Raw genomic sequence first — 26072 nt, 5'->3', positions numbered from 1 at the left:
CGGAAGCTTCACGCAGCGGCCGCATCCGAGCGTACGACTTTGACCGGGATACCCTTGTATGACGGGGTGAAGCTCAAGGGATCGTGCGCATACAGCGGAACGAGCGGATTGGTCTCGGGATAATATGCTGCGCAGCATCCGTCCGGAAACGAATAGGCGACCGCCCGGAAATTCCGCACTCTCCTTTCCACGCCGTCTGTCGACAGCGTGACCAGGTCGACGCGGTCGCCGTCTGCGAGACCCCGTTTCTCCATTTCATAGGCGTTCAGAAAGACCACGTCACGTTGCCCGTAGATGCCGCGGTAGCGATCCGACATGGAATAGACGGTCGTGTTGTACTGATCATGGCTTCGCACCGTGCTGAGCCAGAGAGCGTCGGGATCGTTTTCTTGCAGATCCTCGCCTAGCCCGTCGAAGACAAGGAAATTGGCTTTTCCGGACGGCGTCATCCAAATGCGCTCTCGCGCAGTCGAGGTGAGATGGAAACCGCTGGGGATGCGGATCCGGGCGTTATAGCCCTGGAAAATCGGGAAGACGTCTTCGATCGCATCGCGAATGCGATCGTAATCGGCAACGAATCCCTCCCAATCGACGACGGATCTATTCCCGAGCGTCGCGCGGGCCATCGCCGCAATGATCGCCGGTTCACTCTTCAGATGCTCCGATGCCGGCTGATTTCGACCCGCCGACGCATGCACCATCGACATCGAGTCTTCCACGGTTATGGACTGTGGACCATCAGGCTGGATGTCGATCTCGGTACGTCCGAGGCACGGCAGGATCAGCGCCTCCCGGCCGTGGATGAGATGGCTGCGGTTGAGCTTTGTGGAGACGTGAACTGAGAGGTCGAGACTTGTCAGCGCCGCTCGCGTCGTTTGCCAATCCGGAATGGCCGCGGCAAAGTTGCCGCCCATTGCGATGAACGCTTTCACCTCGCCGCGGATCATCGCCTCGAGCGCGGTGACGACGTTGTGACCGGGCGCCGCCGGCGGCTTGAAGCCAAAGCGCTTCTCCAGGCGGTCGAGAAACTCCGTCGAGGGGACCTCGGTGATGCCGACCGTGCGGTCGCCCTGCACGTTCGAGTGGCCACGAACCGGACAGAGCCCTGCGCCCTCGCGTCCGATATGGCCGCGCAGCAAGGCCAGATTGGCGAGCTGCTGGACATTGTGTGCGCCCTGCCGGTGCTGGGTGATGCCCATGCCGTACACGATGATCGCGCGTTCGGCCTTCATGTAAACCTTGGCCGCATATTCAATATCTTCGCGCGCGATCCCGGAAATGCGCTCGATGTCCGCCCATGGCGTCGCTTTCAGATCTTCGACGAGCGCGTCGATGCCGACGGTGTGACCGCGGATGAAATCCCAATCCAAAATCTCCGGCTGCTCCTTCGCGCGCGCCGCCTCATCAGCCTCGACCATGATCTTCATGATGCCCTTGAGGACCGCAATATCCCCGCCGACGCGTAGCTGATACAGCCGCGAGCTGATCTGCGTCGAGGTCAGCGTCACCATTTCGACCGGACTCTGCGGCGCCTGGAAGCGCTCGAGCGCCCGCTCCCGAAATGGGTTGAAAGAAATGATTGGCGCGCCGCGGCGGGATGCGTTGCGCAGGCTCGTCATCATGCGCGGGCTGTTGGTGCCGGGGTTTTGGCCGAAGATGAAAATGCAGTCGGTCTTGTCGAAATCATCGAGCAGGACCGTTCCCTTGCCGACGCCCAGTGACGCCGGCAGGCCGACGCTGGTCGCCTCGTGGCACATATTCGAGCAGTCGGGAAAATTGTTGGTGCCGTACTCGCGCACGAAGAGCTGATACAGGAATGCGGCCTCGTTCGAGGTGCGACCGGACGTATAGAACGCCGCCATGTTCGGATCGGGCAGCGCATTGAGATGATACCCGATTGTCGCAAAAGCTTCCTCCCAACTGACGGGAACGTAACGATCGGACGCCGCATCATAGGCCATCGGATGTGTCAGCCGTCCCACCATCTCGAGCTCGTAGTCGCTCCAGCAGGAAAGCTGGGACACGCTGTGCTCGGCGAAAAACTCCGGCGTGCAGCGCTTCGCGGTTGCTTCCCACGCGACAGCCTTGGCACCGTTCTCGCAGAACTCGAAGGAAGATGTGTGCTTCGGATCCGGCCAGGCACAGCCGGGACAATCGAATCCCTCGGGCTGGTTCATGCGCATCAAGGTCGCCGCCCCTTTCAAGGCGATGTCCTGCTCGACGAGGTGCTCGCCAAGGGCCTTGAGCGCTCCCCATCCGCCGGCCGGCTGGCGATAGGGACGAATAGCCTTTCGATCTGCCATCGGAGCTGCCTTTAAAGATGATGATCGCTGACAGATTTAAGCGCCCGCTCCGGATCGATGTCTTACCAAAAAGACCTGTGTCTTCTCTGATTGCATCTTCCGCGGCTTGCACAGCCTTCCCTTCCAACACGTTCGCGATGCGTCAGGTCGACAATCCGGCAGTGCTTTCCAGGAAAAACCCGCTGTTTGGGAAAGCAAAGCGTGGCGGGGGCACTTAGTTTTTGAGCGCGAGGGCAAGCACAGCCCTGCCTGGTTTCATCCATCCCCATTTGGAGTGGCGCCTATGCTTTCACGACGAGACATGCTGGCTGCATCAGCCCTTGGAGCGGCAATGACCGCGTCCGCGCGGGCTGCCACGTTCGGCAATCCGGATGAGCCTCCCCAGGGCGCGATCAACGCCAAGGCGCCGGGAACGCTTGCCGATCCCGGCCCCCAGAACCCGGCAATTGCCAAGGAATTCCCGTCAGCGCAATTTCCGCCGGCAACCGATGTAGGCGGCATGCCCATGACCTGGGCCTCCTTCAACAATGCGCCGAAACGGATTCAGAACGGCGGCTGGGCGCGGCAGGTTACGGTCGAGGATTTCGCCATCTCGAAAGAGATATCCGGCGTCAACATGCGTCTGACCGCCGGCGGCATTCGCGAGTTGCACTGGCACCAGGCCGCCGAGTGGGCCATCATGACCTATGGCAATTGCCGCGTGACCGTGCTCGATGCACAGGGACGCCCCTATGTCGCCGACGTGAAGACAGGCGATCTCTGGTATTTCCCGGCGGGCACGCCGCATTCGCTGCAGGGCCTTGGTCCTGATGGTTGCGAGTTCGTGATCTGCTTCGACGACGGCCACGCCAACGAGTTCAACACCCTGCTGCTGACCGACTGGTTCGCGCACACGCCGCCCGAGGTGCTGGCGAAGAACTTCGGCGTTCCGGCAGACACTTTCGCAAAGATCCCGCTTCATAACCTCTGGATTTTTCAAGGTACGGTCCCCGGCGACCTCGCGGCGGATCGCGCCGCGATCAGCAGGAATGCCCTCGCCCCGCCCCACCCGTTCGTTTTTTCGCTCGAAGGCTCGCGCCCGGTCAGGCAGTCCGACGCGGGCACGATCCATGTTGCCGATAGCACCAACTTCAACGTGGCCCAGACGGTCGCGGCGGCGCTTGTCACCGTCAAACCTGGCGGTGTGCGCGAGATGCATTGGCATCCGAACGCGGATGAATGGCAATACTACATCAAGGGCAAGGCGCGCATGACGGTCTTCAACACGGGGCCGAACGCGCTGACAATGGACTTTGCGGCCGGCGACATCGGCTATGTGAAGCGCAACTACGGACATTATGTCGAAAACGTCGGCGACACCGACCTCCAATTCCTCGGCGTGTTTCGCGCGCCACGTTACGAGGAAATTTCGCTGTCCAACTGGCTCACGCATACGCCTCCCAAGTTGGTTGCCCAGCATCTCAATGTCGACGAAGCGAGCATTGCGAAGTGGCCCGACAACAGCCCCGGCGTGATGCCGAAGATCGCATAGGGACCGCGGACCCGACGACGCGACGCGCGGACCGGCTGGGCTATGACTTGGATTGCCCGAAGGATGCAAAGCACGCTCGCTTCGCGAGCCCTCACTCGGCTTGATGGAGCGGCAGAGTGAATTGAAAGGCTGACCCAGGCCCCGACCTGCGGAACGCCGATAGATGGCCGCCGTGAGACTCGAGAATCGAGCGGCAGATCGAAAGACCTAGGCCGAGCCCCCTTGGCTTGGTCGTAAAGAACGCGTTGAAGATCCGCTCTGAATTTTCGTTGGAGAAGCCGATGCCACGATCCTCAACGACGACGAGAATGTCGCCGGCCTCATTGCGTTGCGATCGTATTTCCATTTCACGTGGACGATCGCTGACCGACTGCATGGCCTCGATTCCATTCATCAGCAGGTTCATGATGACCTGCTGCAATTGAACCCGATCGGCCCGCACGGTGAGTTGCTCCGGTGAAAGCTGCAGGCCGAACAGGATCCTGTTTTCCGCCAGCTCTCGTCTGAGCAACAGGCTGACTTCCTTGATCACCTCGTTTATGTCGAAAACTTTTCGCTCGGTGTCAGTTTTTCTCGCAAGCGACCGAACGCGCCCGATGACCTCGGCCGCGCGATTGACATCCTTGACGATCCACTCGATGGAGCGGCGCGCGGAACCCACGTGGTCCGGCCCCCGATCGAGCCAACGCAGGCACGCCTCGGCATTGGACAGAATCGCCGCGAGCGGCTGGTTCACTTCATGAGCAATCGAGGTGGTCAACTCGCCAAGCGCAATCACGCGCGCGGCGTGGGCGAGATCGGTCTGGGCGCTCCGCAGCGCCGCTTCGGCCTGTTCTCCACGCATGCGCGCCGTTATGTCGCTGGCTACGCCGCGATAACCCAGGAACTCGCCCGTCGAATCGAAGACGGGTTTTCCGCTCACCGAAAGATGAACTGTGGGGCCACCGTCACGAACGCTCCGAAACCTGAATTCTCGAAACGGCTTTCGCGCCGCGAGATCGGCGAAGTGATCGCGCCATTTTTCCGGCTCCTCCTCGCGATCAGCGGCGAACTCCCAAGGCGCCACGCCGATTCCTTCGCGCACTATTCTGGACTCCCGCGACACCCTGATCAGGCGATGATCCCGATCGGTCTCCCAGAACCAGTCGGACGCGGTTTCCGCGAAGTCACGGAAGCGCTGCTCGCTTTGCCGCAACTCGAGTTCGGTCTGCTTTGCGGCCGTGATGTCCATCACCGCGCCGATAAATTCGAACTCGCCCTGCGCGTCCTTCGCCGCATGAGCCAAGGCGCGCACACGCTTCTCTGTTCGGTCCGGCATCAACAGTCGGAATTCGTAATCGAAGTCCCTTTGCTCGCTGGAGGCGCGCTCGATGTTCTGCTGCACCAAGGCACGGTCGGCCGGGTGAACCCGATCGACGACAAGATCCAAGGTCGGAGTGACCGATGGACTGTATCCGAAGATGCGGAAAGTTTCCGCGGACCAGATGAGTTCGCCGGTGGCGACCTTCCAGCCAAAGCTGCCCGTTTGGCTCAGTCGCTGCGCCTCGGCCAGCGACATCTCGCTGCGCGCCAACCTTGCCTCTGTCTTTCTTTGCTCTTCAAGGGCGACGGTCAGTTGGCGCCGGGATCGTTGCAGGGTTATCGCCACGTTTCTCTGGGCGGCGGTCAGCCCCACCACGAACAAAGCTGGCACGAAAAAGACAATCAGGCGCACCGCATCTTTCGACCCCATGACGAAGGAACCGATCGGCGGCAACAGATAGTAATCAAAAGCAAGCCCAGCCAGCGCGATGGCCAACAGCCCTGGACCGAGCCCGCCAAACCATGCGGAAAACAGGATTGAGCAGAGAAACAGGGATACGAATGGCTCCGTGTTCAGGAAGGAAACAGAAGCCTTCGCGGCCAGGACCGCAGCGCCGATCGAGAGGACCGCCACGACGTAGCGCAGGAGCGTTGACGAAATCCGCGCGATGCTTGCGGCGTTGTGCTTTGAAAGCGACGGTTCGTATCCCAAGCGAAGCGTCATGCCCGACAGTTCGATAAATGGACCCGAAGGACTCGCACCACCGCTACCTCGGCCCTCGTTCATTCGACGCTTCCTCTCGTCAGCTCATGATGCGGTCTCGGAAGGCACCACGAGCGGTATAGACGTTTCAATCCCCTTGCAGTTTTTGAGCGAGACCACCCCATCGGCTAATCGCCGGACCTGCCATCTTGGGCGTGAAGCAAGGCACTTTCGAGTTTCTGAATCAGGCTGTCCTTTTCAAAAGGCTTGGTCAAAAGCCAGGTGGCTTCGGCGCTCAGAATCTTTTCCGATATGGCCTCGTCCGGAAACGCCGTGATGAAGATGAATGGCACGCCTTTTCCAAGCTCGCGAAATCGAACCAAAAGCTCGAAGCCGTTTACCACAGGCATATTGATGTCGGCGATCACGCATTCGGTATCGTGCAGGCGCTCCGATTGAAGAAATTCTTCGGCCGAACCGAAACTGTAGGCAAGGTATCCCAGCGAACTCAAAAGGTTTTCAACGGCGGCACGAACAGACGCATCGTCATCGATGATGGAAATCATCGGAGGCTGCGGCAAGTTAGCGATCCTTCGGAAGGTGGCCCGCGAACAATCTGCGTACAGCCAGAGGATCGGGAAATTATACTTAGGTTTCGCAACCCCTTAGATCTTCATCGGGCTTATTCCGATCGCCTCGGCCATCCTGACCAGATCGGCCAGCGATCTTGCGCCCATCTTCTTCATGACACGTCCGCGATGGATTTTCACCGTAATCTCCGCGACGCCGATCTCCGCCGCGATCTGCTTGTTCATGAGCCCGGCCACCACCAGGCTGAAAATCTCGCGCTCGCGATCCGTCAACGATTCATAAAGGGCTCGCAACCCGAGCAGGGAGCGTTCAGCCTCGCGTCTCCTCCGGTCGCGCTCTATCGCCGTCGCAACGGCATCGAGCATATCCTGATCGCGGAACGGCTTGGTCAGGAAATCGACCGCACCACCTTTCATGGCCCTGACGCTCATCGGGATATCGCCGTGGCCGGTCATGAAGATAATCGGGACGCGAATGTTCGCCTTCGCCAGTTCGAGCTGAAGATCGAGCCCGCTCAATCCCGGCAGCCGAATGTCGAGCACGAGGCAGCTTGCCACCTCCGGAAGCTTGCTCCGCAACAGTTCGGCAGCCGAGGCAAATTCCTGGACCTCGAGGCCGACCGAGTGCAGCAGATTGGACAGTGCAATTCTGACGCTCTCGTCATCGTCGACGATGAATACCATCGTATCCAGGCCGCTCGCGTAGCCTGCAGGCTGGGTGGACGCAGGAGATGGCTTCGACATAGGCGGGCTCAGGCAGCAATCGCCAAAAACAACGACCGGGCTTTCGGAGGCGAACTTCTCACAATAATCATGTTGTTCCCAAGACTTGGTCTCAGAAACTAGAACAACTCTGGGAGCATTCGCAATTGCAGCACGGCTGCCAGCCCCTCGTTCCGGTCATAGCAAGCCGAGCTTTCGGCATGTCTCCCCTGGTCACAATGGCCCGTTGTGAAAGGGGCGGTTGGCCAGGGTTCCGGCAAATCTGGCGCGCCGCGGCTGCCGTGAAACATCCTGGATTTCTCAAGGGTGCTCGCGATGCCGGAACTAACCTGTTCATCCTGCTTCGTTTTCGATCGTCATCCCCTGTCCACCGAGGATCGCGGCAAAGCCGCGTCCCGATCCACACATGCTCGCGCAATCAATGGAACGCGAAAGAAGCTTTGCGGGAACGGGTGAAAACGCGTCGATCGGCCGCAGCCGAATATCGATGCCGCGGCATGACTGCTTTGCCTGAGCGTATCCGTTCAGTTGCTCCTGAACCAGCTCGCGAGCGGCCTTTGCTGCGTCAATAATGATCGACCATTGGTCCGACCTTGCCGCGAAAGACGCGATAACCGACCGCGGTGTAGACAAGGAGGAGCGGAAACACGAACAGGCCCTCGCCCCAGAACATGAACGCGAGGCTGGAATGGGGCGCCGCCGCCTCATCGATCGTAATGACGAATGGGATCATATAAGGCCAGAACGACAGCGCCAACGTTCCGAACGCGGAGGCGAAGATCAGCGCTACCATGTGGAATGGCCAATAGTCGTTATGACGCAGAATGCTGGTTGCAAGCACCGTCGCGGCAGCGGCGCCGATCGCCGGGAATACGAACAGATATGGCCTGTCGATCCACCGGTGCAGAATAAGCAGATGTTCTGCAAGCGCATAGACGAAAACAAGGACCAGGAATCCCAACACGCCGATTGCGAGGATCGGTATCTGACGGCGTGCCGTCGCGCGCACGACGCCATCGCACTTCCTGACAAGCCAGCAAGCGCCGAGAAGCATGTAACCCAGGCACAGTCCGACACCACACAGCACCGAAAATGGCGACAGCCAGCCGAGCGCGCCTCCTGTGTACTCGCCGTCGGCAAATGCCAATCCCCTCACCAGGGCGCCAACCATCGCGCCCTGCATGAAGCTCGCCGCAAGCGAGCCGCCGGCGAAGCCTGCCTCCCATATCCAGCGGGTGCGCAGCGCCTTGTTGCGGAATTCGAAGGCCACCCCGCGCAGGATCAGGCCGAGCAACATGACGATAACAGGCACATAGAAGGCCGACAGCAGAACGGAATAAGCCACCGGAAAAGCTCCCCAGAGGATCACGCCGGAAACCACCAGCCAGGTCTCGTTGCCATCCCAGACCGGTGCCACGGTGCTCAGCATCGCGCTTCGGTTCGCCTCGCTCCTTGTCAAACCGAAGAGCATCCCGATTCCAAGATCGAACCCATCCAACAGCAGGTAGATCAGAATACTGATGGCGAGGAGAGCAACCCAGAACATCACCATGGCTATTCTCCTGCACCGATATAGCCACGAGTAGCGACGGGCCCGCTGTCCGCCAGTGACATGGGCCGGCTGGGCACCGCGGTTTCCCAGATCTTGGGAGCGGCGGCGACCGGACCAGCGCGCAAGAGACGGTAGATGTAATAGGTCCCGAACGAGAAGATGAAGGCGTAGACCGCGCCGAAGAGGATCAGCGACGTCATCGCGGCGGGCGCGGTCAGGAAAGGCGTCACCGCGTCGGCCGTGCGCAACACGCCGTAGACGGCCCACGGTTGGCGACCGATCTCAGCGGTGTACCAGCCGGTGAGGATCGCAATGAACGGCAAGGGGAAGCTTAGAAAGATGAGCCAGAGCAGCAGGCGGCTGCGTTCGATCCGGCCTTTCACGATCAAGTACGATCCGAGCCAGGCGAGTGCCAGCATGATCAATCCGCAGCCGACCATGATTCGGAACGTCATGAATGGAACGAGCACGGGTGGCCGGTCTTGTGGCGGAAAGTCCGTCAATCCGATTTCCTTTGACGTCAGGCTCATGCTGCCGATGATGCTCCCGAGTACCGGGATCTTGATCTCGAACCTGTTGGTCTCCGTCATCGAATCGGGAATCGCGATCAGCACTTCTGACGCCGGCTGCTCGTCGTGCCAGCGCGCCTCGATCGCCGCGAACTTTGCCGGCTGATGCTGATGAACATAGTCGCCGACCAGATGCCCGAACACGAGCTGCAGCGGGATCAGGACGGCGGCGAGGAATAGTCCCATGCGAAGCATGATCCGCGCTTCGGCCCGGTAGGTTCGCCTCAGGAGATACCATGCACCTGTCGCCGCGACGCAGAATGCGCCGGTCAGGTAGGACGCCAGCAGCATGTGCGGGAAGCGCACCCAGACGACGGAGTTGAAGATGATCTTCGTCCAATCATCGGGCACGAAGGCGCCGTCGCGTAAGGCATAACCGGCCGGAAACTGCATCCAGCTATTGTTGGTCATGATCCAGAATGCCGAAAGCGTCGTCCCCAGCGCGACCATGGCCGTCGAGAACAGGTAGAACCCCGGCGCAACCCGCTTTCGTCCAAAGATCAGGACGCCAAAGAAGCCGGCCTCCAGCATAAAAGCGGTGAACGTCTCGTAGGACAGCAGTGGCCCCTGGATCGGTCCGGACATCCGCGACAGCACGCTCCAATTCGTCCCGAATTGAAACGCCATGACCACGCCGGAAACGACCCCGAGGCCGAAGGCAACGCCGAATATCCTGAGCCAGAACTCAAACAGGGTCTGATAGACAGGCCTTCCCGTCACAAGACGCATCGATTCGAGTACGGCGAGCCAGGCGGCAAGACCGATCGTGAACGACGGGAAAATGATGTGGAAGGAGATGGTGAAGCCGAACTGTATCCGCGACAGGAGGAGCGCCGTCATGTCCATCGGAAATTTCCTTCCAGCTCAACTCAAACGACTTCGGACCAGACCCTCGGTGCGCGCTTCATTGCACTGAGGCACGGCCGGTCGCGGGCGGCGCTATATTCTCGATCTGAAGAACACGCGCGGTTTCCGCGCGGATGTTTCGACAGAGCGCGGCATCATCGATCAGCGAGATGCCGTAGGACGGAATCATCTCCTTCAGCTTCGGCAACCACGCGCTCGCCGTCAGCTCATCGGCAAAACACTTCTGCAGGACACTGATTGCGATGAATGCCGCGGTTGACGCCCCCGGCGACGCACCAAGCAGCGCGACGATCGAGCGGTCTGCCGCGCCCACGAGCTCGGTGCCAAACTCCAGGACGCCGCCGCGCCTGACGTCTGGCTTGATGATCTGAACCCGCTGACCGGCCACCTGCAGCCTCCAATCCCCGGGGTCGGCCTTCGGGTAATATTCGTCAAGCGTCGCCAAGCGATGGCTTTCGGACTGCAGCACCTGTTCGATCAGATATTCGGTCAGATCCAAATTGTCGCGGGCGACCGACAGCATCGGCTTGACATTGGCCGGCCTGATCGACTCGACGAGGTCGAGCAATGAGCCGTGCTTAAGGAATTTGCTGGAGAAGCCGGCATAGGGCCCGAACAGCAGTTCGTGCTTTCCGCCGATCACGCGTGTGTCGAGATGCGGCACCGACATCGGTGGCGAACCGACCGCGGCCTTGCCGTAGACCTTGGCATGATGGCGCTTGTTGATCTCGGGGTCGTCGCAGCGCAGCCAGATGCCGCTGACGGGAAATCCGGCATAGCCCCTTCCTTCCGGAATGCCGGACTTCTGCAGCAGCGGCAGCGCACCGCCGCCCGCGCCGATGAACACGAATTTGGCGGTCACCGGACGGACATCACCGCTTTCGAGATCCTGTACCTCGACCCGCCAGCGGCCATCTTCCGCGCGGAGAAGATGGGTGACCCGGTGTTTGTAATGGACCGTGACTCCCGGCTGATCGAGGAGATGCTGCACTAGGTGGTGAGTGAGCGCGCCATAGTCGACATCAGTGCCCGTGATGATCCGCGTCGCCGCGACGGGTTCGTCACCGCCCCGTCCCTCCATCACCAGGGGCACCCAATCGGCGATCCGGTTGCGATCCTCACTGTACTCCATGCCCTCATAGCAGTGGTGGGCCGACATCGCCGCAAATCTCTTCCTGAGAAAGGCAACGTTGGCGGCCCCATGGACGAAGCTCATATGCGGCACGGGATGGATGAAGCTGCGCGGTTCCTTGATCGCGCCCCTTCGCACGAGGTATGACCAGAACTGCCGCGACAGGTCGAACTCGACGTTAACCTGCAAGGCCCTGGAGATATCGATCGTGCCGTCCGGCCGTTCCGGCGTGTAGTTCATTTCGCAATTGGCGGCGTGACCGGTGCCCGCATTATTCCAGGCCTCCGAGCTTTCCAGCCCGCAATCCTCCAGCGTCTCGAGCATGGCAATGGAGAAAGACGGCTCGAGCTCCTTGAGGAACACCCCGACGGTCGAGCTCATGATGCCCGCACCGATCAGGACGACATCGCATTCGGTCGGCAGGTCGGTCTGCATAATGGCTTTCCTTAAGTTCTTCCGGAGTCCTGTTTCGCTTGTCAGTCAGCTCGTGGCTTGCCGCCGCTCGGCCCTGAACGGTACCTCCGCTCCGGCTTCAAGCACGACGTAGGCCCGGCGCCAGGACGAAGCGTCGACCAGCCGCCAGCTATGTCCGGTACCGGCTGTATCCTCGGCGAGCAGCACGTCTCCGGGGTGGAGGACAAAGTGCTTGCCTTCACGTGTCTGGAAATCCAGCGTGCCGCTTAACGTTATGACGAGCTGGCGGACCGGGGCGGTGTGCCAAGTGAACGCACCACCAGATGCCGTCTCCTGGAACGAGATGCTGGCCACCCTGATCTTCTCGCTCAACCAGTCGCCGCGCACACCCGGCGCCAGATCAATCGTCCCCTCCTCGAAATAGGAGTTGCGATCCGGTCCGGTCCATAACCGCACGCATCTGATCATGACGATCGCTCCGATCTGCTCAACGCCGTTGAGCGGCGAGATCGCTCTCCGTGGCCACATAGGGCCGCACCATCTTCATCGGATCGACGATACGATCGAACTCCTGCTCGTCGACGAACCCGAGCTTGAGCGCGGCCTGCTTGAGGGTCAGGTCGTTGTCCATTGCGTAATGCGCGATCTTGGACGCCTTGTCGTAGCCGATAACAGGCGAAAGCGCGGTCACAAGCATCAGCGAACGCTCGACATATTCCTTGATCTTCTTCAGATTGGGGCGCGTCCCCTCGATAAGGAATTTGCGGAAATTGACGCAGCCGTCGGTCATGATCGTGATCGAATGCGTGATGTTGTAGATCATCAACGGCTTATAGACGTTCATCTCGAGGTAGCCGCCAGCGCCGCCAATGCCGACGGCGACGTCATTGGCCATGACCTGAACGGCGATCATGGTGAGCGCCTCCGCCTGCGTCGGATTGACCTTCCCCGGCATGATCGAGGAACCCGGCTCGTTTTCCGGAATCAAAAGCTCGGCAAAACCCGCGCGCGGACCGCAGGACATCAGGCGAATATCATTGCCGATCTTGTACAGCGAAGCCGCAAGAGTGCGGAACGTGCCGGAGAGCTGGACCAGCGCATCATGCGCACCCTGCACCGTGAATTTGTTGGGCGCGCTCACGAATGGCAGGCTGGTCAACGCGGCGATCTCGACCGCTGCGGCCTCGGCGAAATCCGGCGCCGCATTGATCCCGGTGCCGACAGCGGTGCCGCCGAGCGCCAGCCGGTAAACGCCTTTCAAGCCGTCCTCGATACGTTCGATATTGTCCGCCAGCATGCCCACATAGCCTGACCATTCCTGGCCCAACGTAAGCGGCGTCGCGTCCTGCATGTGGGTCCGCCCGATCTTGACCACATGGTCCCATTCCGCCGCCTTTGCCGCGATGGCGTCATGGAGCGCCTTCAGCGCGGGCAGCAGGCGCTTTTTCACGTTGACTGCCGCCGCGACGTACATCGCGGATGGAAAGCTGTCGTTCGAGGATTGCGCCATGTTGACATGGTCATTGGGATGAACGGGTTTCTTGCTCCCAAGCGGTGTTCCCGCCAGCTCGCAGCAGCGGTTGGAGATGACCTCGTTCACATTCATGTTGAACTGCGTACCGCTTCCGGTCATCCAGACATGCAACGGGAACATGTCGTGGTGCCGGCCAGCAAGGATCTCATCGCAGACCAGAACGATGAGCCTGTGCACCTCATCGCTTAGTCGATGGCCTCTGTGATTTGCATTGGCGGCCGCTTTCTTGAGGACCGCATAGGCGGTGATCATCTCGCGTGGCATCAGATCCTTGCCGATGCTGAAGTGCTCGAGAGATCGTTGCGTCTGGGCACCCCAGAGCTTGTCGGCGGGTACCCTCACCTCGCCAAGGCTATCTGTTTCGGTACGGAAATCGCTCATGCTCATTCCCATCGCGGGCGTCCCGACCGTGAGACGCAGCTACAGGCTAGCGACACCAGCCGCGGCTGGCTTTCCGCAAACGAATAGGTTTTGCCGATTTGCATGGGCGCCGATGCCCTCATGCGACCGGGAGCCCACAATCGTCTTGAAGTGCGCAATGCGCTGCGCCTACTGGGAAGGTGATGCGGTGCGGCTGCGTAAACACCTCGTAGCCATCATGACGTGCGACCGCAATCAGCGTGATCCCGGCGGCATCTGCCGTTCGTATTGCAAGCGACGTGGGGGCTGACATCGCCATAAGCAGCGGAACCCCCATCATCGCAGTCTTCTGCACCATCTCAACGGACACGCGGCTTGTGAGAAGGACCGCCCCGTCGCAGGCAGATACATTCCCGGCCAGGATCGCGCCCGCGAGCTTGTCGAGCGCATTGTGGCGACCGACATCCTCCCGAACCGGACCGATGCTGGAAGTTGGCCGCCAGAACGCCGCCGCATGAACCGACCGAGTCCGGCGATTGAGCTGCTGCTGCGGCCCGAGCGCGCACATTGCGTCCAGGAGCTCGCGCGCGCCGAACTTCGCACCCGACCTGACTGGGCGCGGCGCCCGCTGTGTCTGTTCCAGGCTCTCAATTCCACACAGCCCACAACCGACCGGACCGACAGTCGCCCGCCGCCGCGCGACGAGACGCTCCGCGCGAGTCTCGACGAGCCACATCTGCACCTCAATTCCAAGCCCGGTTTCGATGATGTCGATGGTCTCAATCTCGTCGATGCCATCGATGATGCCTTCGGTGACCGAAAAACCGACGGCAAAGTCGCCGAGATCCGCCGGCGTCGCCATCATGACCGCATAGGTCGAGCCGTTATAGGTCAGCGCGATGGCGCTTTCTTCGGCGACCGGCCGCAAGGAACGCGTCGGCACGGCTCCCCTCCACTGCAAATTGGCAAATTCCGTAAATCCGAGAGGGCGCATCGCAACATCTCCTGGCGCGTCGCTTGAATGACAGCCCCCAAATGGCGGCGTGCAGCATCCGGGAGGCCTACGTATGCGCGTACTCGCTCGAATGCCGCGACGCGCGCACCTTGAGCGCGATACCGAAGGCAAGGAAACCCCATCCCTGGAAGATCAGATCGACGACAAGCATGGCACCAAGAAACCAGAGGCCGATGCTTGGCCATGCCGCGATCAAGATGGCGCCCACGCACAAGGTGAGAACGCCTGCCGCCACGATCCAGCGCCAGCCCGCCGCGGGTCGCGAACGCAATCCCGCCCAGGCCCGCATGACGCCCGCAACCACCATGAACACACCCGCCAGGAGCGATAATTCGACGGAGGCCAGGACAGGATCATAGAGAATGATGGCGCCCGCCGCCGCGTAAACCAGGCCGCTCAACAGCCAGAACAAAAAGCTACCAAGGCCTCGCGCTGTAAACGCGTGCACGATCTGGAACAGGCCGCTCACCAGCACCGCCGCTCCGATAAACAACACCGAAGCCAGGTTGGCCAACATCAGATTTGTGGATGCGATGCCGCCAAGGATGAGATCGCCAACGCCAAGCACGACGAACCAACCCCACTTGCCGCTGATCGCGCGTATGGCGCTGCCGAGCGCCGGTTTGACCTCGAGCGTATTGAGAGCATTCGTCATGACCTTAAGGCCTCCTGTGGATCTTCAGTGGCGGCGCGTCACGTCGCCACGGATCGGAGCTTGGCCGGGCCCACCATGCACAGTCTTTCGACCAGCTCTCGCCCGTTCCCGGTTCGCACGGCAGAGCAGTTCGTTGTGGATCACGCCAACACGCCTAGTCCAGGGGGAAGATCAGGATCGACCTCGTTCCACGTGGCCCGAACTGTGTGTCGATCGTCCCATCCAGATTGCTTGCGAGCGCTTCGACGATTCTCAAGCCCATTCCTGGAGAAATGGTGGGATTGGATGTTCCGTTATCGGTGATACGGCATTCGACCGACGCTCCGGACGGCAGAAGCTCAAGCTCAATATTTCCAGAGCCCTGTCGAAACGCGTGGCGCACCGCATTCGTAATCAACTCGAACACGATCATCCCGAGATACCAACAGCGCTCCGAGCTCATCCTGAGCGGACAGAGGGACAGGGTCAGCTCGATGCCCTTGCTCTCGAGCTTCGAGTGGCTGATGGCTTGACACAGCTTGTGAAGATAGGCGCTCGCGTCGATCGTCGTGCTGTAGTCTGGCATCTGCAGGGATCGATGCACACGAGCGAAGCTCTGCAGGCGATCCTGAACCGCGCCGAGCGCCAGCTTGGCCTCACTGCTCTTGCAACGGTCCGCCGCCAGTGACAGCGAGCTGATTGCAAACGCAAATTCAGTGTTGATCCGGTGCGATAACTCCCGCAGCAGCAGTCGCTCCGAGTGAACCACCGGTTCGGAAGAAGCCTGTACGTGACTATTCATCTCGCAATCCCGGATACCATCCAGGAGCGAGCGCCCTGAACGCTCGCTCCTGGTTACACAAATGAGCCGATCAGCGGCTCAACATATCCGGGGAATGTGCGCTCATCTTTCGAGCGCGCCAGCCGCGTTTTACAATTGCACGCTTGGTTTCAGCGATGGTCTTAGTGCTCCCTCATCCTTGCCATCCTCGCTTGAGGCCGAGCTAAATCGGCAGAGCCCCTCGGCGCGGCACCCGCGAAGCGCCACAGTAATGCCGGCGCCGAGAGGACCGGCATTCGGCTGCCTGAAAGGCTCGCGCGGCGCAGAGGGCGTAATGAAGAATCCTTGCTCACTCGGAATTTGAGCGCCTGCGCGAGGTCTCGTACAGGAACCAGGTCCTCCGTTCGGTTTCGTCAATCCAGTTTTCCAGGAGACTTGCCGTCGCGACATCACCATATTCATCGCAGAGCTGGTGTACCTGCCGCATTTCCTTTGTTAGTTGTTGGTTGTCGCCGCGCAGCTCGGCCAACATGTCCTGTGGATCGACGTATTCCGCGTCGTCGTCGAGAATGCGCTGCTGGCGCGCGATATGACCGATCGAGCGGATGGTCGTGCCGCCGATCTTGCGCGCGCGCTCGGCGATCGGATCGGTCATCGCAAAGATCTGATCGGACTGCTCATCGAGCAGCAGGTGATAGTCGCGAAAATGCGTACCGGACATGTGCCAGTGGAAGTTCTTTGTCTTGACGTAGAGAGCAAAGACATCCGCCAGCAGGGCGCCAAGGGCGGCGGGAATATCCCGTACCGCGTCCCTCCCGAGATCGGTCGGCGTTTCCAGTTCTTCGCGGGCGCGAGAGGCCACCATCGTTCTATCCTTTTGAGTTGAGCGGCAGACGCATTGCCTTAATGCCCGTCGTTACTAGCCATGTGGCCATCGCGGGTCTTTCCAGGACACCCGCGCCGTTTTCAATTTCGCACGAAGGGTCCTCAGGGAGTGTGGGGCCGGACGGGGCATTGCTCAGGCGGGCACCGCAGGAACATAGGGGAATGATCCGGACGGTTTCGACGTCACGGACTCCTTGCCAATGCCGAGCCGCACAGGGCCGTTTGTCGCGATCGAAAACATGACATCCGGCGCGTTGTCCGTCAGGGATCGGCCGTTCCAGTCACCGAAGCCAAAGACCGCGGGCGTGCCTACGACATACGGCAACAGGTTCGGAAAGAGCCGATGAGCGATTCTCGTCGCGTAGCCTTCAGGATCTTCGGCAGTCCCGCTCGCTCGCACTGCCCCCGCGATCGCCTTGATCGCAGCGTCACCGAAGGTCGCGAAGTCATCGGCCGGTCGTCCCGCGTTGAGACGGTTACCCAGATCTTCGTTGTATTGGGTGAACAGCGGATGGATCATCGGGAGTCCCACGCGGTTGATCGATCGCCATCCGCCGGCATCGGTCGCCAAGGATGCGACGGCCCAGACGCCAATTTTTCCACCGTTCCCGATCAACTCGGTATCGGGCACTTCGAGCACCAGCGAATAGACCGAGTGGCCCGCAAACAAGTTCTTCGCCCGCAGCGGATCCCAATCCTTCAGGTCGACGATCGTCCCGTCCTGAAGCGCGTGGCCCACCGCGTGCAGCACATCGGGCTCGATCCAGAAGGGGTCTCCGGCCTTTCCCGCCCAGAGACGAAATCCGGCGGGGTCGGAGACCGTCTCACCGGTCGTGCCGCTGAGCAGCAGCACGCCCGGAGCATGTGGATCGCTCGCCTGCCCCCCATCCACGCGATGAAGCATCATGCGCTGCCGCCCGGCGGCATCCCGTTCAGCGAATTTGATGCGGTACGTTATCTCCTCCACGGCATCGCCATTGAGGTCGACTTTAAATTCATACATCCCCTCCGGATGAAATCCGGGGCTCGGAACGGGTCCCGCGATCGAGTGGCCCACATTGATGACGAAGACCGTGCCTTGCTCACCGCGAAAAAGGTAAAGGTCGGTGATGTCCAGCCGGATATCTTGCCGGGCGATCGGTGAATCCAGGTGATGCGACATGAATTTTGCTCACGAGAGGGCTGCGACGAGGCGGGTGCCTGGTGCGGCAAGAGGCTGGTTGAGGGCGCGTTCAACCATAGCTCGCTGCAGCACGCCGGTCTTTCGGAGGTCTTCATGCCTTTTCCGAATCGCACGTTGCTGCGATGGACGGACACCCAACAAATCCATGGCGTCGCTCGCTGCCGGCATCTATTCAGCCGGGATTACTTTGGCTGGGGCAAGCTCGTCACCAACCGGCACCGGAGCGATCGTCTCGAACACGCCGTCGCGCCGGACCAAGGCATGGAATAGCGCCGCGGCGATGTGCAACAGCACCAGCGCGAAGAATGCGAAAGCAAGATAGAAATGTGCATCCCACAGCAGGGCGTGCAGGCTGTCGCTCTGCGGCATGAGCGATGGAAGGCGAATCCCCCCGTACAGCACGACCGGATAGGCCGCAGCGGACAGCATCCCCCAGCCGAGCAGCGGCATCGCGATCATGAGCGCATAGAGCGCATAATGCGACAAATGCGCCGCGAGCTTCATCGGCTCGGGCAGATCGGCCGGCAGGGCCGGCGCCCCCTGATACAGCCGCACGACAAGGCGGATCAGGGCAAGCACAAGAATGGCGATACCGAGCGATTCGTGGGTCGCAACGAGCGGCAAATACTTCGGCATGATCGTGGACACCATGCCGACGCCGATGAAAAACATCGCAAGAAGGCAGGCCGCCATTAACCAGTGCAGCAGGCGCTGGAGCGGACTGAAGCGGTGGCGGATATGGATCATGGCTTGGCTCCGGCTTCGGTTCGCGGGTAGTCCTTGGCTTCCGCGGTGCGTAGGTCATAAGATTCCCGGTAAACCGATGACCGCGCGGCGGGAAACGGATCATCCGACGTCCGTATGCCGGGGGGCAGAACGGTCGGATCGAAATTGATGTCGCGGCAGGGGCCGTCAGCCTCGGCCTCGATCCGTTGCACGATGAGTGTGCCGACCTCCACCGTACGGCGGTCATCGGGCCAGACCTTGCTCGGGTCCGCGGTCGGGTCACCGGGATTCGCGACCGTCACGACCATGGTCCAACGCACCGGCCCACTGCGCACGCGCTCAGTGATCTCCCGCTCCAGGAAGTCCGGACCGCGCTTGGCGAGATCATCATGCGTGACAGGAACGATCTGCGCCGTCGGGACGAGCGACCAGCGTGCCGTATGCTCCACGCGAGCCGCATCCGTCAGGGTAAAGCTGTTGAGGCTGTTGTAGCGTTCTTCGGCATAGCTGCCGGTCCAGGGCGCGCTCGAAGCCCAGGCGGCGAACGCCGCGAATTCGGGATTCGCCGCGGTGAATGTTTTCATTGCATTCGGATCCTTGCTGGCGGACGCCAGCAGCAGGTCACGAAAGGCTCGCGGCGTCGACACCGGGAAGAACGGGGGATCGATCATGGCACTGCGCCATTCCCGGCCATCCGGGGTGGCGACGCGCAGCCCCATGCCGCGCACTCGCACCATCGCATCAGCGGCGTTCGGATCGGCCGTTCCCAGGTTGAAGCGGCCCAGGGCCGGATATTGGCCGCGAGTGAAAACCTGTGCGCTCGAGAGCCCCGCTCCGTTTCCATTCGACTCGAAGACACCCGTGAAGCAGATGCCCTTTGCGTGGTTCCGGCGATGGCCGAGCGCCGGACCGCCTGGGGGCGCCAGCGCGGCCAGCATCTTGTCCGGCGTCAGGCGCTGCGGCGAGAGCCACCCCGCGGTGTAAGCGAGTGCGGCAGCACCACCACCGACGATCGCCGAGATCACCACGAGAGATCCGAGCAGGCGTAAGGGAGAATTGTGCAGCGGGGACATGCAAGGGCTCACTGTTCGGGCGGATGGCCCTCTTTCTCCCTGCCCGCGGCCCTGGTCTTTCGAACACGACGAAACGCTATCCGAATCGCACGTCGAGCGACCGAGTGCGCATCTCCTCCAGCCTCGGAGACCACGGGATTCTGGAGCCCGTGCCCCGACTGGATGTGAGGCACACCAACATGGCTCTCAATAGCAACATGCCGGCGTCTCGGTGAGGAAACGCCGGCACGGCAGAACAGATAGGCTGCTGATTTGCTTACTTGGGCACGCTGCCCTCGATGCCCTCGACATACCAGTTCAGGGAGTTGAAGGTGGTGGCCGGCATGGTGCTGCCGGCGGCAACCATTACCTTGCCGCCGTTGTCCTTGATCGGGCCGGCGAAGGGATTCAGCTCGCCCGAAATCAGCTTGGCCTTCTTGTCCTCAAACACCTTGACCGCTTCCGGCGGAATATCGGGATTGAGCGGCGCCATCACCACCAATCCCTCCTTCAAGCCCCAACGCGTATGCCGGTTGCCGGTCCAGGTGCCGTCGAGCACCTTCTTGGTTTCGGCGATATAGTAGCCGCTCCAGTCCTCGGTCGTACCCGTCAACTGCGCCTTCTTGCCGAAGCTCGACATATCCGCGTCGATGCTGAAGGCGTAGGTGCCCTTCTCCTGAGCCGCCTGGATCGACGCCGGCGAATCCGTGTTCTGGGCCACCGCGTCGGCTCCCTGCGCGATCAGGGTGTCGGCGGCCTGGCGCTCCTTGCCCGGATCGTACCACGTGTTGACCCAGATCGGCTTCATCTTGATCTTCGGATTGACCGACTGCGCGCCCAAGGTCATCGAATCGATATTGCGCATGACGCTGGGAATTGGGAACGAGCCGATGAAGCCAAGTGTATTGGTCTTTGTCATCTGGCCGGCGATGACCCCGATCAGGTAAAAGCCCTCCTCGAAGCGAGGCTCGTAGACCGAGATGTTCGCAGCGGTCTTGAAGCCGTTGACATGCTCGAATTTCACGTCAGGAAACAGTTTCGCAACCTTCTGCAGCGGCTCCATATAACCAAATGAAGTGGCGAAAATTAATTTGTTGCCGTCAGCGGCAAGCTGACGAAACACGCGTTCGGAATCCGCGGTTTCCGGCACATTCTCGACATAGGTCGTCTTGATTGCGGAGCCCAGCGCCGCTTCCAGCTTCTTTCGCGCGACGTCGTGCTGTTGTGTCCAGCCGCCGTCGCTGACCGGCCCGAGATAGACAAACGCGACCTTGAGCGGTTCGGCAGCGAACGCCGCCGCCGGCAAGGTCGCCGTCAGCCCCGCCGCCACGCACACCCGCAGAGCGTTCCAGATTTTTCTCAACTCCATCATACTTTCCTTCTTGCTAGAGCAGAATAAACCGCGAGCGCGGCTCTCTCACGCGGTGGGATGAAAACTGTGGCCGAGGGAGGCCGGTTGATTGAGCAGGATCGTCCTCGGATCGCGGCAGATGATGACGAGCACGATGATGGTCGCTGCGTAGGGCAGCATCGACAGGAACTCGGTCGGAATCGGCAGCGCGAAGCCTTGCGCGAAGAGCTGAAACTGCGTGACGCCGCCGAACAGATAGGCGCCGACGACGACACGGGTTGGCTTCCACGTGCCGAACACGACGAGCGCCAGCGCAATCCAGCCCTTGCCGGCCGACATTCCCTCGACCCACATCGGCGTTTGCACCAGCGAGAGATAGGCGCCGGCAATGCCCGCGGTCGCCCCGCCGAAGATCACCGCGAGATAGCGCGTCGCCAACACAGGCTTGCCGATCGCATGAGCGACGGCCGGCGATTCTCCGATCGCACGCAGAGTGAGCCCTATGCGCGATTTCGTCAGGAACCATTGCACGCCGACGAACAGAACCACCGACAGATAAACCATGATGTCGTAGTGGAAGAGGAGATCGCCGAGCACGGGGATGGCGGTGAGGCCCGGAATCGTAACCGGCGCCAGCCGCTCCACCGGCAGGCCCGCCAGATTGTGGCCGACGAAAGCCGACAGACCCACGCCAAACAAAGTCAGCGCAAGGCCGGTCGCCACCTGATTGGTCTGCAGGTTGAGCGTGAGAAAACCGAAGATCAGGGACAAGGCGATACCTGCCGCGGCCGCGGCGACAAAACCGACCCCATCGCTGCCGGTGGCGCGCGCCGCCGCGAACCCTGCCACGGCACCGATCAGCATCATGCCCTCGATGCCGAGATTGAGCACGCCCGATCTTTCGACCACGGTCTCGCCGAGCGCGGCATAGATCAGCGGCGTTGCCGCGACGACCGTGCTGGCAATCATCGGGACAATGGCAATCATGCGAGGCTCTCCGCCGGGGCCGCGGGCTTGGTCTCGGCGCTCTCGACACGCTTCAATCGAAAGTTGATGAAGAGGTCCATCGCCAGCAGGTAGAACAGCAGCAGGCCCTGAAACAGTCCCGTGATCGCCGACGGCAGCCCCATGCCCATCTGCGCCGCCTCGCCGCCGAGGTAGAGCAGCGACATCAGCAGCGCGCCGAAGATGATGCCGATCGGATGTAACCGCCCGATCCAGGCGACGATGATGGCGGCGAAGCCATAACCGGGCGAGATCTGCTGCTGCAGGCGTCCGATCGGGCCCGCAACCTCGCAGATGCCGGCAAGGCCAGCCATGCCGCCGCACAGCAACAGCGCGATCCAGATATTGCGCTTCTCCGAAAAGCCGGCATAGGCCGCCGCGGCCGGCGCAAGCCCCGCGACCTGCATCCTGAATCCTGCAAAGGTCTTCTGCGAAAAGATCCAGGCCAGGAGTGCAAGCGCAAGCGCGTAAACGATGCCCCAGGTCACGCGCGTGCCCGAGATCAGCACCGCCATGGTTTCGGCGTCGCCGAATCCTTGCGATTGCGGGTAGTTCTGCCCTTCGGGATCGCGCCATGGACCGTGAACGAGCCAGGACAGCGCCAACTGGGAGATGTACACCAGCATCAGCGTGACAAGGATTTCGTTGGTGTTGAACCGCGTCCGCAGGAACGCCGGGATGGCGGCCCAGGCCATTCCACCGAGAATGCCTGCGAGCAGCATCAGCGGCATTGCGAGGCTGGAGTCGCTGTCGCCGAACCAGAGTGCGACGCCGCCGCCCGCGATCGCGCCCATCGTGAGTTGTCCCTCGGCGCCGATGTTCCAGACGTTCGCGCGAAAGCCCAAGGCGAGTCCGACGCCGCAGAGCAGAAGCGGCGTCGTCTTCAGCAGCAACTCACCGATGCCATAGGTGCTCGAAACGGGTTTCACGAAGAAGAGATAGAAGGCCTCCACCGGATCCTTGCCCAGCGCGCTGAACAGGAGAAATCCCGTCACCAGCATGCAGAGCGCCGCCAGTAGCGGCGAGGCAAAGCGCATCAGGGAAGAAGGTGTCGGACGCCGTTCCAGCCTAAGCATCGGCCGTCTCCAGTCGCGAAGGCGGGCAAGCGGACGCGCCGGGCATCGCATCGGCAAACCTGCCGCTCATCCAGATGCCGATCTGCTCGATCGACGTCTCCGCGGGCTTCACCGACGGCGAAAGACGCCCACCCGCCAGCACCGCGATTCGATCGCTGATGTTGAAGAGCTCGTCGAGCTCCTCCGAGATCACCAGCAGCCCGACGCCTTGGTCGCGCAGATCGATCAGCGCCTGCCGGATGAGTTGCGCCGCACCGACGTCGACGCCCCAGGTCGGCTGCGCCACGATCATCATTTTCGGCTGCAGCATGGTCTCCCGCCCAACGATGTATTTCTGCAGATTGCCACCCGAGAGACTCGAGGCGACGGATTGTTCGCTGCCGCACTTGACGTTGAACCGTTCGATGACCGACTTGGAAAATCGTCGCATGACGCCGGGCAGGATCATCCCCCTCCGCACCATGCCGCTTTGCGCGCCCGTCAGCAGCGCATTGTAGGCCAGACTCATCGGCGGTACCGCGCCGCGGCCGAGCCGCTCCTCGGGAACGAAGGTGAGACCGTGCGCGCGACGCTTTGCCGGATTAAGCGTCCCCACCGGCCGTCCCATCAGCTTGATCATCGATGCATCGGGACTGAGCCGCTCGCCCGAGAGCGCCGCCATCAATTCCTTCTGGCCGTTGCCGGAGACGCCGGCGATCCCCAGGATTTCGCCGCTTCGGACCTCAAGGCAAATGTCGTTAAGCGAGGTACCGAAGGCGTCGGACGAGATCAGCGACAAATGATCGACTTCGAGTCGTGCCTCCTGAGGCTCGCGTGGCGTCAGGTGGCATTCCGCGAGTTCGCCACCAATCATCAAGCGGGCGAGACTTTCGTTGGTTTCGTTCCGCGGAATCGCGGTGCCGCTCACGCGCCCGCTGCGCAGCACGGTGGCGGTGTCGCAGAGCGCGCGTATTTCGTCGAGCTTGTGGCTGATATAGAGAATGCTGCATCCTTCGGACGCCAGGCGGCGGAGCGTATTGAACAACGTCAGGACCGCCTGCGGCGTGAGCACCGAGGTGGGCTCATCCATGATGAGAAGCTTGGGCTCCTGCAACAGGCAGCGCACGATCTCGACGCGCTGCCGCTCGCCGACCGACATGCTGTGAACGAGCCGATAGGGATCGATCGGAAGGCCGTATCTCTCCGAGACCTCGGTAATCCGCGCCGCGAGCTGTGCGGTCGGGACACGCTCATCCAGCGCCAGCGCGATGTTTTCCCAGACTGTCAGGGTCTCGAACAGCGAGAAATGCTGGAAAACCATGCCAATGCCCAGCCGGCGCGCCTGTGCCGGGGCGGTGATCGTCTCGTAACGGTCGTTCCAGAGGATGGTGCCGGCATCGGGCTTGGCGACGCCGTAGATGATCTTCATCAGCGTGCTCTTGCCGGCGCCATTCTCGCCGAGAACCGCGTGAATCTCACCCGGGCGGACGCTCAAGGAGACGTCCTCGTTCGCCACCACGCTCGGGTAACGCTTGGTAATCCCGGTCAGCACCAACCGTGGCTTTAGGTTTTCAAATCCCGACTGATCCATGTGTTCAATTCAAGCAGCCTCCGGCCAAGGGGTTTTGGCAGCGAGCAATGGCTCCAGAAGGCACAAGCAATCCGCGCGCCAACTCGGCGGGCTCCATCTGATTCAGCGATTTTTGGCCCCGCGGCGAGCGGCGGAGAACGGCAGATGGCAGCAGTTCATCCGCCGTGTCGCCGCTAAGAAGGCGTGCTGGGATACCACGGAGCGCGGGCTCCTGATCGCTCTGGGGTGCGATCGGCGCCATGCCTACAGTCGTCGCTGCCGAACGCGCATGAGGTCCGCGCGTCCGCGCGAGCCCTGGCGCAATTGTTGCAGGATGCGCGCGAAACCCTTCCGCACTTACGGGGACTGAATGCCTCATATCCAGGCTTCCGCCGGCACCAAGCTCTATTATGAAGACGTTGGGAGCGGAAGCGCCGTCCTTTTCATTCACGAATTCGCAGGCGACTACCGGACATGGGAGCCGCAGATGCGCCATTTCGCGCGCTCGCACCGCTGCATCACCTTCAGCCAGCGCGGCTATCCGCCATCGGACATCCCGATAGAGCCCGCACGCTATAGCCAGGACATCGCCGTCGACGATGTCCTCGCCATTCTCGACGGCTTGGGACTTCAGCGAGCTCACATCGTCGGACATTCCATGGGCGGGTACACGGCGCTGCATCTTGGCATCCGTCATCCCGAACGCTGCCTCTCGGTCGTCGCGGCCGGATGTGGCGCCGGCTCCTTGCCCGAACCAGAGCGATGTCGACAGCAGCGACTGCAGGCGGTCGAAACCGGCAAGATGTTCGCCGAGCAAGATATGAGCATTTCCGCGGCGACATATGCCGACGGACCAAACCGCCAGGCCTTTAAGAACAAGGATCCGCGTGGTTGGTCCGAGTTCACCCGGATGCTTGCCGAGCATTCAGCCCTTGGCCATTCGCTCACCATGTTCGGCGTACAAGCCAAGCGCCCGACGCTGTGGGAAATGGAAGCCGAGCTGAAGCGCTTCGTACCGCCGCTGCTCGTGGTCGTCGGTGATGAGGATGAACCCTGCCTTGAAGGCAGCTTTTTCCTGAAGCGAACAGCGCCGACGGCCGCCCTCCTCGTCGTTCCCCGCGCCGGCCATAACATCACCAGCGAAGAGCCTGCTGCGTTCAATGCGGCGCTTTCCGAGCTGTTCTTCGCGGCGGAAGCCGGCCGCTGGCTTGCGCATAAGCCGGTTTAGCGGAAGC

General features: G+C 61.4%; 22 protein-coding genes and 1 pseudogene. 2 read left to right on the top strand and 21 right to left on the bottom strand.

Translation table 11 applies throughout. The features are described from left to right. Window positions 1-8 precede the first annotated feature (8 nt). Window positions 9-2303: an FdhF/YdeP family oxidoreductase gene (locus P6U23_RS06870; RefSeq protein WP_407178807.1), complete on the bottom strand. Its 2295-nt coding sequence runs from the start codon at window positions 2301-2303 to the stop codon at window positions 9-11. Between the two features lie 283 nt (window positions 2304-2586). On the opposite strand from P6U23_RS06870, the gene P6U23_RS06865 reads away from it, so the two are divergent. Beyond that, on the top strand, window positions 2587-3834 hold the full coding sequence (locus P6U23_RS06865; RefSeq protein WP_407178806.1) for an oxalate decarboxylase family bicupin: 1248 nt from the start codon (window positions 2587-2589) through the stop codon (window positions 3832-3834). Window positions 3835-3925: 91 nt separating this feature from the next. Here the strand turns inward: P6U23_RS06865 and P6U23_RS06860 are convergent, their stop codons facing one another. From P6U23_RS06860 to P6U23_RS06765, 20 genes and pseudogenes are all read right to left on the bottom strand, one after another. Continuing rightward, on the bottom strand, window positions 3926-5860 hold the full coding sequence (locus tag P6U23_RS06860; protein ID WP_407181360.1) for an ATP-binding protein: 1935 nt from the start codon (window positions 5858-5860) through the stop codon (window positions 3926-3928). 167 nt (window positions 5861-6027) lie between these two features. After that, entirely contained in the window at window positions 6028-6405 is a 378-nt protein-coding gene (locus tag P6U23_RS06855) for a response regulator transcription factor (RefSeq protein ID WP_407178805.1), read from the bottom strand. Window positions 6406-6504: 99 nt separating this feature from the next. Continuing rightward, entirely contained in the window at window positions 6505-7173 is a 669-nt protein-coding gene (locus P6U23_RS06850) for a response regulator transcription factor (RefSeq protein ID WP_407178804.1), read from the bottom strand. 544 nt (window positions 7174-7717) lie between these two features. After that, on the bottom strand, window positions 7718-8704 hold the full coding sequence (cydB, locus tag P6U23_RS06845; RefSeq protein ID WP_407178803.1) for a cytochrome d ubiquinol oxidase subunit II: 987 nt from the start codon (window positions 8702-8704) through the stop codon (window positions 7718-7720). 2 nt (window positions 8705-8706) lie between these two features. Then, complete coding sequence (locus P6U23_RS06840; RefSeq protein WP_407178802.1) at window positions 8707-10119, bottom strand: cytochrome ubiquinol oxidase subunit I; 1413 nt, start codon at window positions 10117-10119, stop codon at window positions 8707-8709. A gap of 58 nt (window positions 10120-10177) precedes the next feature. After that, window positions 10178-11707, bottom strand: a complete 1530-nt coding sequence (gene mqo / locus P6U23_RS06835; RefSeq protein WP_407178801.1) for a malate dehydrogenase (quinone) — start codon at window positions 11705-11707, stop codon at window positions 10178-10180. 45 nt (window positions 11708-11752) lie between these two features. Next, complete coding sequence (locus P6U23_RS06830; RefSeq protein WP_407178800.1) at window positions 11753-12154, bottom strand: hypothetical protein; 402 nt, start codon at window positions 12152-12154, stop codon at window positions 11753-11755. Between the two features lie 19 nt (window positions 12155-12173). Next, window positions 12174-13601 (bottom strand): class II fumarate hydratase, encoded by a 1428-nt coding sequence (gene fumC / locus P6U23_RS06825; RefSeq protein ID WP_407178799.1) that lies wholly within the window; start codon window positions 13599-13601, stop codon window positions 12174-12176. A 118-nt stretch (window positions 13602-13719) separates the two neighbouring features. Beyond that, window positions 13720-14574, bottom strand: coding sequence for a formate dehydrogenase accessory sulfurtransferase FdhD (gene fdhD, locus P6U23_RS06820; protein ID WP_407178798.1), 855 nt, complete (start codon window positions 14572-14574; stop codon window positions 13720-13722). Window positions 14575-14641: 67 nt separating this feature from the next. Continuing rightward, entirely contained in the window at window positions 14642-15250 is a 609-nt protein-coding gene (locus tag P6U23_RS06815) for an HdeD family acid-resistance protein (protein WP_407178797.1), read from the bottom strand. A 154-nt stretch (window positions 15251-15404) separates the two neighbouring features. Beyond that, the gene (locus tag P6U23_RS06810; protein WP_407178796.1) at window positions 15405-16031 is read right to left on the bottom strand and encodes a sensor histidine kinase; all 627 of its coding nucleotides are present in this window, start codon (window positions 16029-16031) and stop codon (window positions 15405-15407) included. Between the two features lie 328 nt (window positions 16032-16359). Further along, on the bottom strand, window positions 16360-16875 hold the full coding sequence (locus tag P6U23_RS06805) for a Dps family protein (protein WP_407178795.1): 516 nt from the start codon (window positions 16873-16875) through the stop codon (window positions 16360-16362). 153 nt (window positions 16876-17028) lie between these two features. After that, window positions 17029-17748, bottom strand: a complete 720-nt coding sequence (locus P6U23_RS06800) for a DUF4331 family protein (RefSeq protein WP_407181359.1) — start codon at window positions 17746-17748, stop codon at window positions 17029-17031. Between the two features lie 111 nt (window positions 17749-17859). Then, a pseudogene (locus tag P6U23_RS06795) lies at window positions 17860-18057 on the bottom strand (hypothetical protein); the annotation flags it as partial. 189 nt (window positions 18058-18246) lie between these two features. Beyond that, on the bottom strand, window positions 18247-18825 hold the full coding sequence (locus P6U23_RS06790; protein ID WP_407178794.1) for a cytochrome b: 579 nt from the start codon (window positions 18823-18825) through the stop codon (window positions 18247-18249). Continuing rightward, a complete protein-coding gene (locus P6U23_RS06785; RefSeq protein ID WP_407178793.1) occupies window positions 18822-19877 on the bottom strand; it encodes a catalase family peroxidase in 1056 nt (351 codons plus the stop codon). The genes P6U23_RS06790 and P6U23_RS06785 overlap by 4 nt, the downstream gene beginning before the upstream one ends. Window positions 19878-20133: 256 nt before the next feature. Further along, on the bottom strand, window positions 20134-21219 hold the full coding sequence (locus P6U23_RS06780; protein ID WP_407181358.1) for a BMP family ABC transporter substrate-binding protein: 1086 nt from the start codon (window positions 21217-21219) through the stop codon (window positions 20134-20136). Between the two features lie 54 nt (window positions 21220-21273). Further along, window positions 21274-22194, bottom strand: coding sequence for an ABC transporter permease (locus P6U23_RS06775; protein ID WP_407178792.1), 921 nt, complete (start codon window positions 22192-22194; stop codon window positions 21274-21276). Then, entirely contained in the window at window positions 22191-23288 is a 1098-nt protein-coding gene (locus tag P6U23_RS06770) for an ABC transporter permease (protein WP_407178791.1), read from the bottom strand. The genes P6U23_RS06775 and P6U23_RS06770 overlap by 4 nt, the downstream gene beginning before the upstream one ends. Next, window positions 23281-24858: an ABC transporter ATP-binding protein gene (locus P6U23_RS06765; protein ID WP_407178790.1), complete on the bottom strand. Its 1578-nt coding sequence runs from the start codon at window positions 24856-24858 to the stop codon at window positions 23281-23283. Before P6U23_RS06765 ends, P6U23_RS06770 begins: the two co-directional genes overlap by 8 nt. A gap of 349 nt (window positions 24859-25207) precedes the next feature. Here P6U23_RS06765 and P6U23_RS06760 point away from each other — a divergent pair, with 349 nt between their 5' ends. Then, window positions 25208-26065: an alpha/beta fold hydrolase gene (locus P6U23_RS06760; protein WP_407178789.1), complete on the top strand. Its 858-nt coding sequence runs from the start codon at window positions 25208-25210 to the stop codon at window positions 26063-26065. The last annotated feature ends 7 nt before the right edge of the window (window positions 26066-26072 follow it).

Origin of the sequence: Bradyrhizobium sp. STM 3562, from assembly GCF_045571435.1 — a bacterium.
Classification (GTDB): Bacteria; Pseudomonadota; Alphaproteobacteria; order Rhizobiales; family Xanthobacteraceae; genus Bradyrhizobium.
The sequence above is the reverse complement of the archived record's forward strand: the minus strand, read 5'-3'. Positions and strand labels throughout refer to the sequence as shown.

What these genes read in the sequence shown, in the direction of transcription:
- P6U23_RS06860 (WP_407181360.1), bottom strand. Translation starts at nt 5,860, where the DNA reads ATGACGCTTCGCTTGGGATACGAACCGTCGCTTTCAAAGCACAACGCC.
- P6U23_RS06765 (WP_407178790.1), bottom strand. Translation starts at nt 24,858, where the DNA reads ATGGATCAGTCGGGATTTGAAAACCTAAAGCCACGGTTGGTGCTGACC.
- P6U23_RS06810 (WP_407178796.1), bottom strand. Translation starts at nt 16,031, where the DNA reads ATGAATAGTCACGTACAGGCTTCTTCCGAACCGGTGGTTCACTCGGAG.
- P6U23_RS06760 (WP_407178789.1), top strand. Translation starts at nt 25,208, where the DNA reads ATGCCTCATATCCAGGCTTCCGCCGGCACCAAGCTCTATTATGAAGAC.
- mqo (WP_407178801.1), bottom strand. Translation starts at nt 11,707, where the DNA reads ATGCAGACCGACCTGCCGACCGAATGCGATGTCGTCCTGATCGGTGCG.
- P6U23_RS06815 (WP_407178797.1), bottom strand. Translation starts at nt 15,250, where the DNA reads ATGACGAATGCTCTCAATACGCTCGAGGTCAAACCGGCGCTCGGCAGC.
- P6U23_RS06775 (WP_407178792.1), bottom strand. Translation starts at nt 22,194, where the DNA reads ATGATTGCCATTGTCCCGATGATTGCCAGCACGGTCGTCGCGGCAACG.
- P6U23_RS06790 (WP_407178794.1), bottom strand. Translation starts at nt 18,825, where the DNA reads ATGATCCATATCCGCCACCGCTTCAGTCCGCTCCAGCGCCTGCTGCAC.
- fumC (WP_407178799.1), bottom strand. Translation starts at nt 13,601, where the DNA reads ATGAGCGATTTCCGTACCGAAACAGATAGCCTTGGCGAGGTGAGGGTA.
- cydB (WP_407178803.1), bottom strand. Translation starts at nt 8,704, where the DNA reads ATGGTGATGTTCTGGGTTGCTCTCCTCGCCATCAGTATTCTGATCTAC.
- P6U23_RS06770 (WP_407178791.1), bottom strand. Translation starts at nt 23,288, where the DNA reads ATGCTTAGGCTGGAACGGCGTCCGACACCTTCTTCCCTGATGCGCTTT.
- fdhD (WP_407178798.1), bottom strand. Translation starts at nt 14,574, where the DNA reads ATGCGCCCTCTCGGATTTACGGAATTTGCCAATTTGCAGTGGAGGGGA.
- P6U23_RS06850 (WP_407178804.1), bottom strand. Translation starts at nt 7,173, where the DNA reads ATGTCGAAGCCATCTCCTGCGTCCACCCAGCCTGCAGGCTACGCGAGC.
- P6U23_RS06830 (WP_407178800.1), bottom strand. Translation starts at nt 12,154, where the DNA reads ATGATCAGATGCGTGCGGTTATGGACCGGACCGGATCGCAACTCCTAT.
- P6U23_RS06840 (WP_407178802.1), bottom strand. Translation starts at nt 10,119, where the DNA reads ATGGACATGACGGCGCTCCTCCTGTCGCGGATACAGTTCGGCTTCACC.
- P6U23_RS06870 (WP_407178807.1), bottom strand. Translation starts at nt 2,303, where the DNA reads ATGGCAGATCGAAAGGCTATTCGTCCCTATCGCCAGCCGGCCGGCGGA.
- P6U23_RS06855 (WP_407178805.1), bottom strand. Translation starts at nt 6,405, where the DNA reads ATGATTTCCATCATCGATGACGATGCGTCTGTTCGTGCCGCCGTTGAA.
- P6U23_RS06805 (WP_407178795.1), bottom strand. Translation starts at nt 16,875, where the DNA reads ATGGTGGCCTCTCGCGCCCGCGAAGAACTGGAAACGCCGACCGATCTC.
- P6U23_RS06785 (WP_407178793.1), bottom strand. Translation starts at nt 19,877, where the DNA reads ATGTCCCCGCTGCACAATTCTCCCTTACGCCTGCTCGGATCTCTCGTG.
- P6U23_RS06865 (WP_407178806.1), top strand. Translation starts at nt 2,587, where the DNA reads ATGCTTTCACGACGAGACATGCTGGCTGCATCAGCCCTTGGAGCGGCA.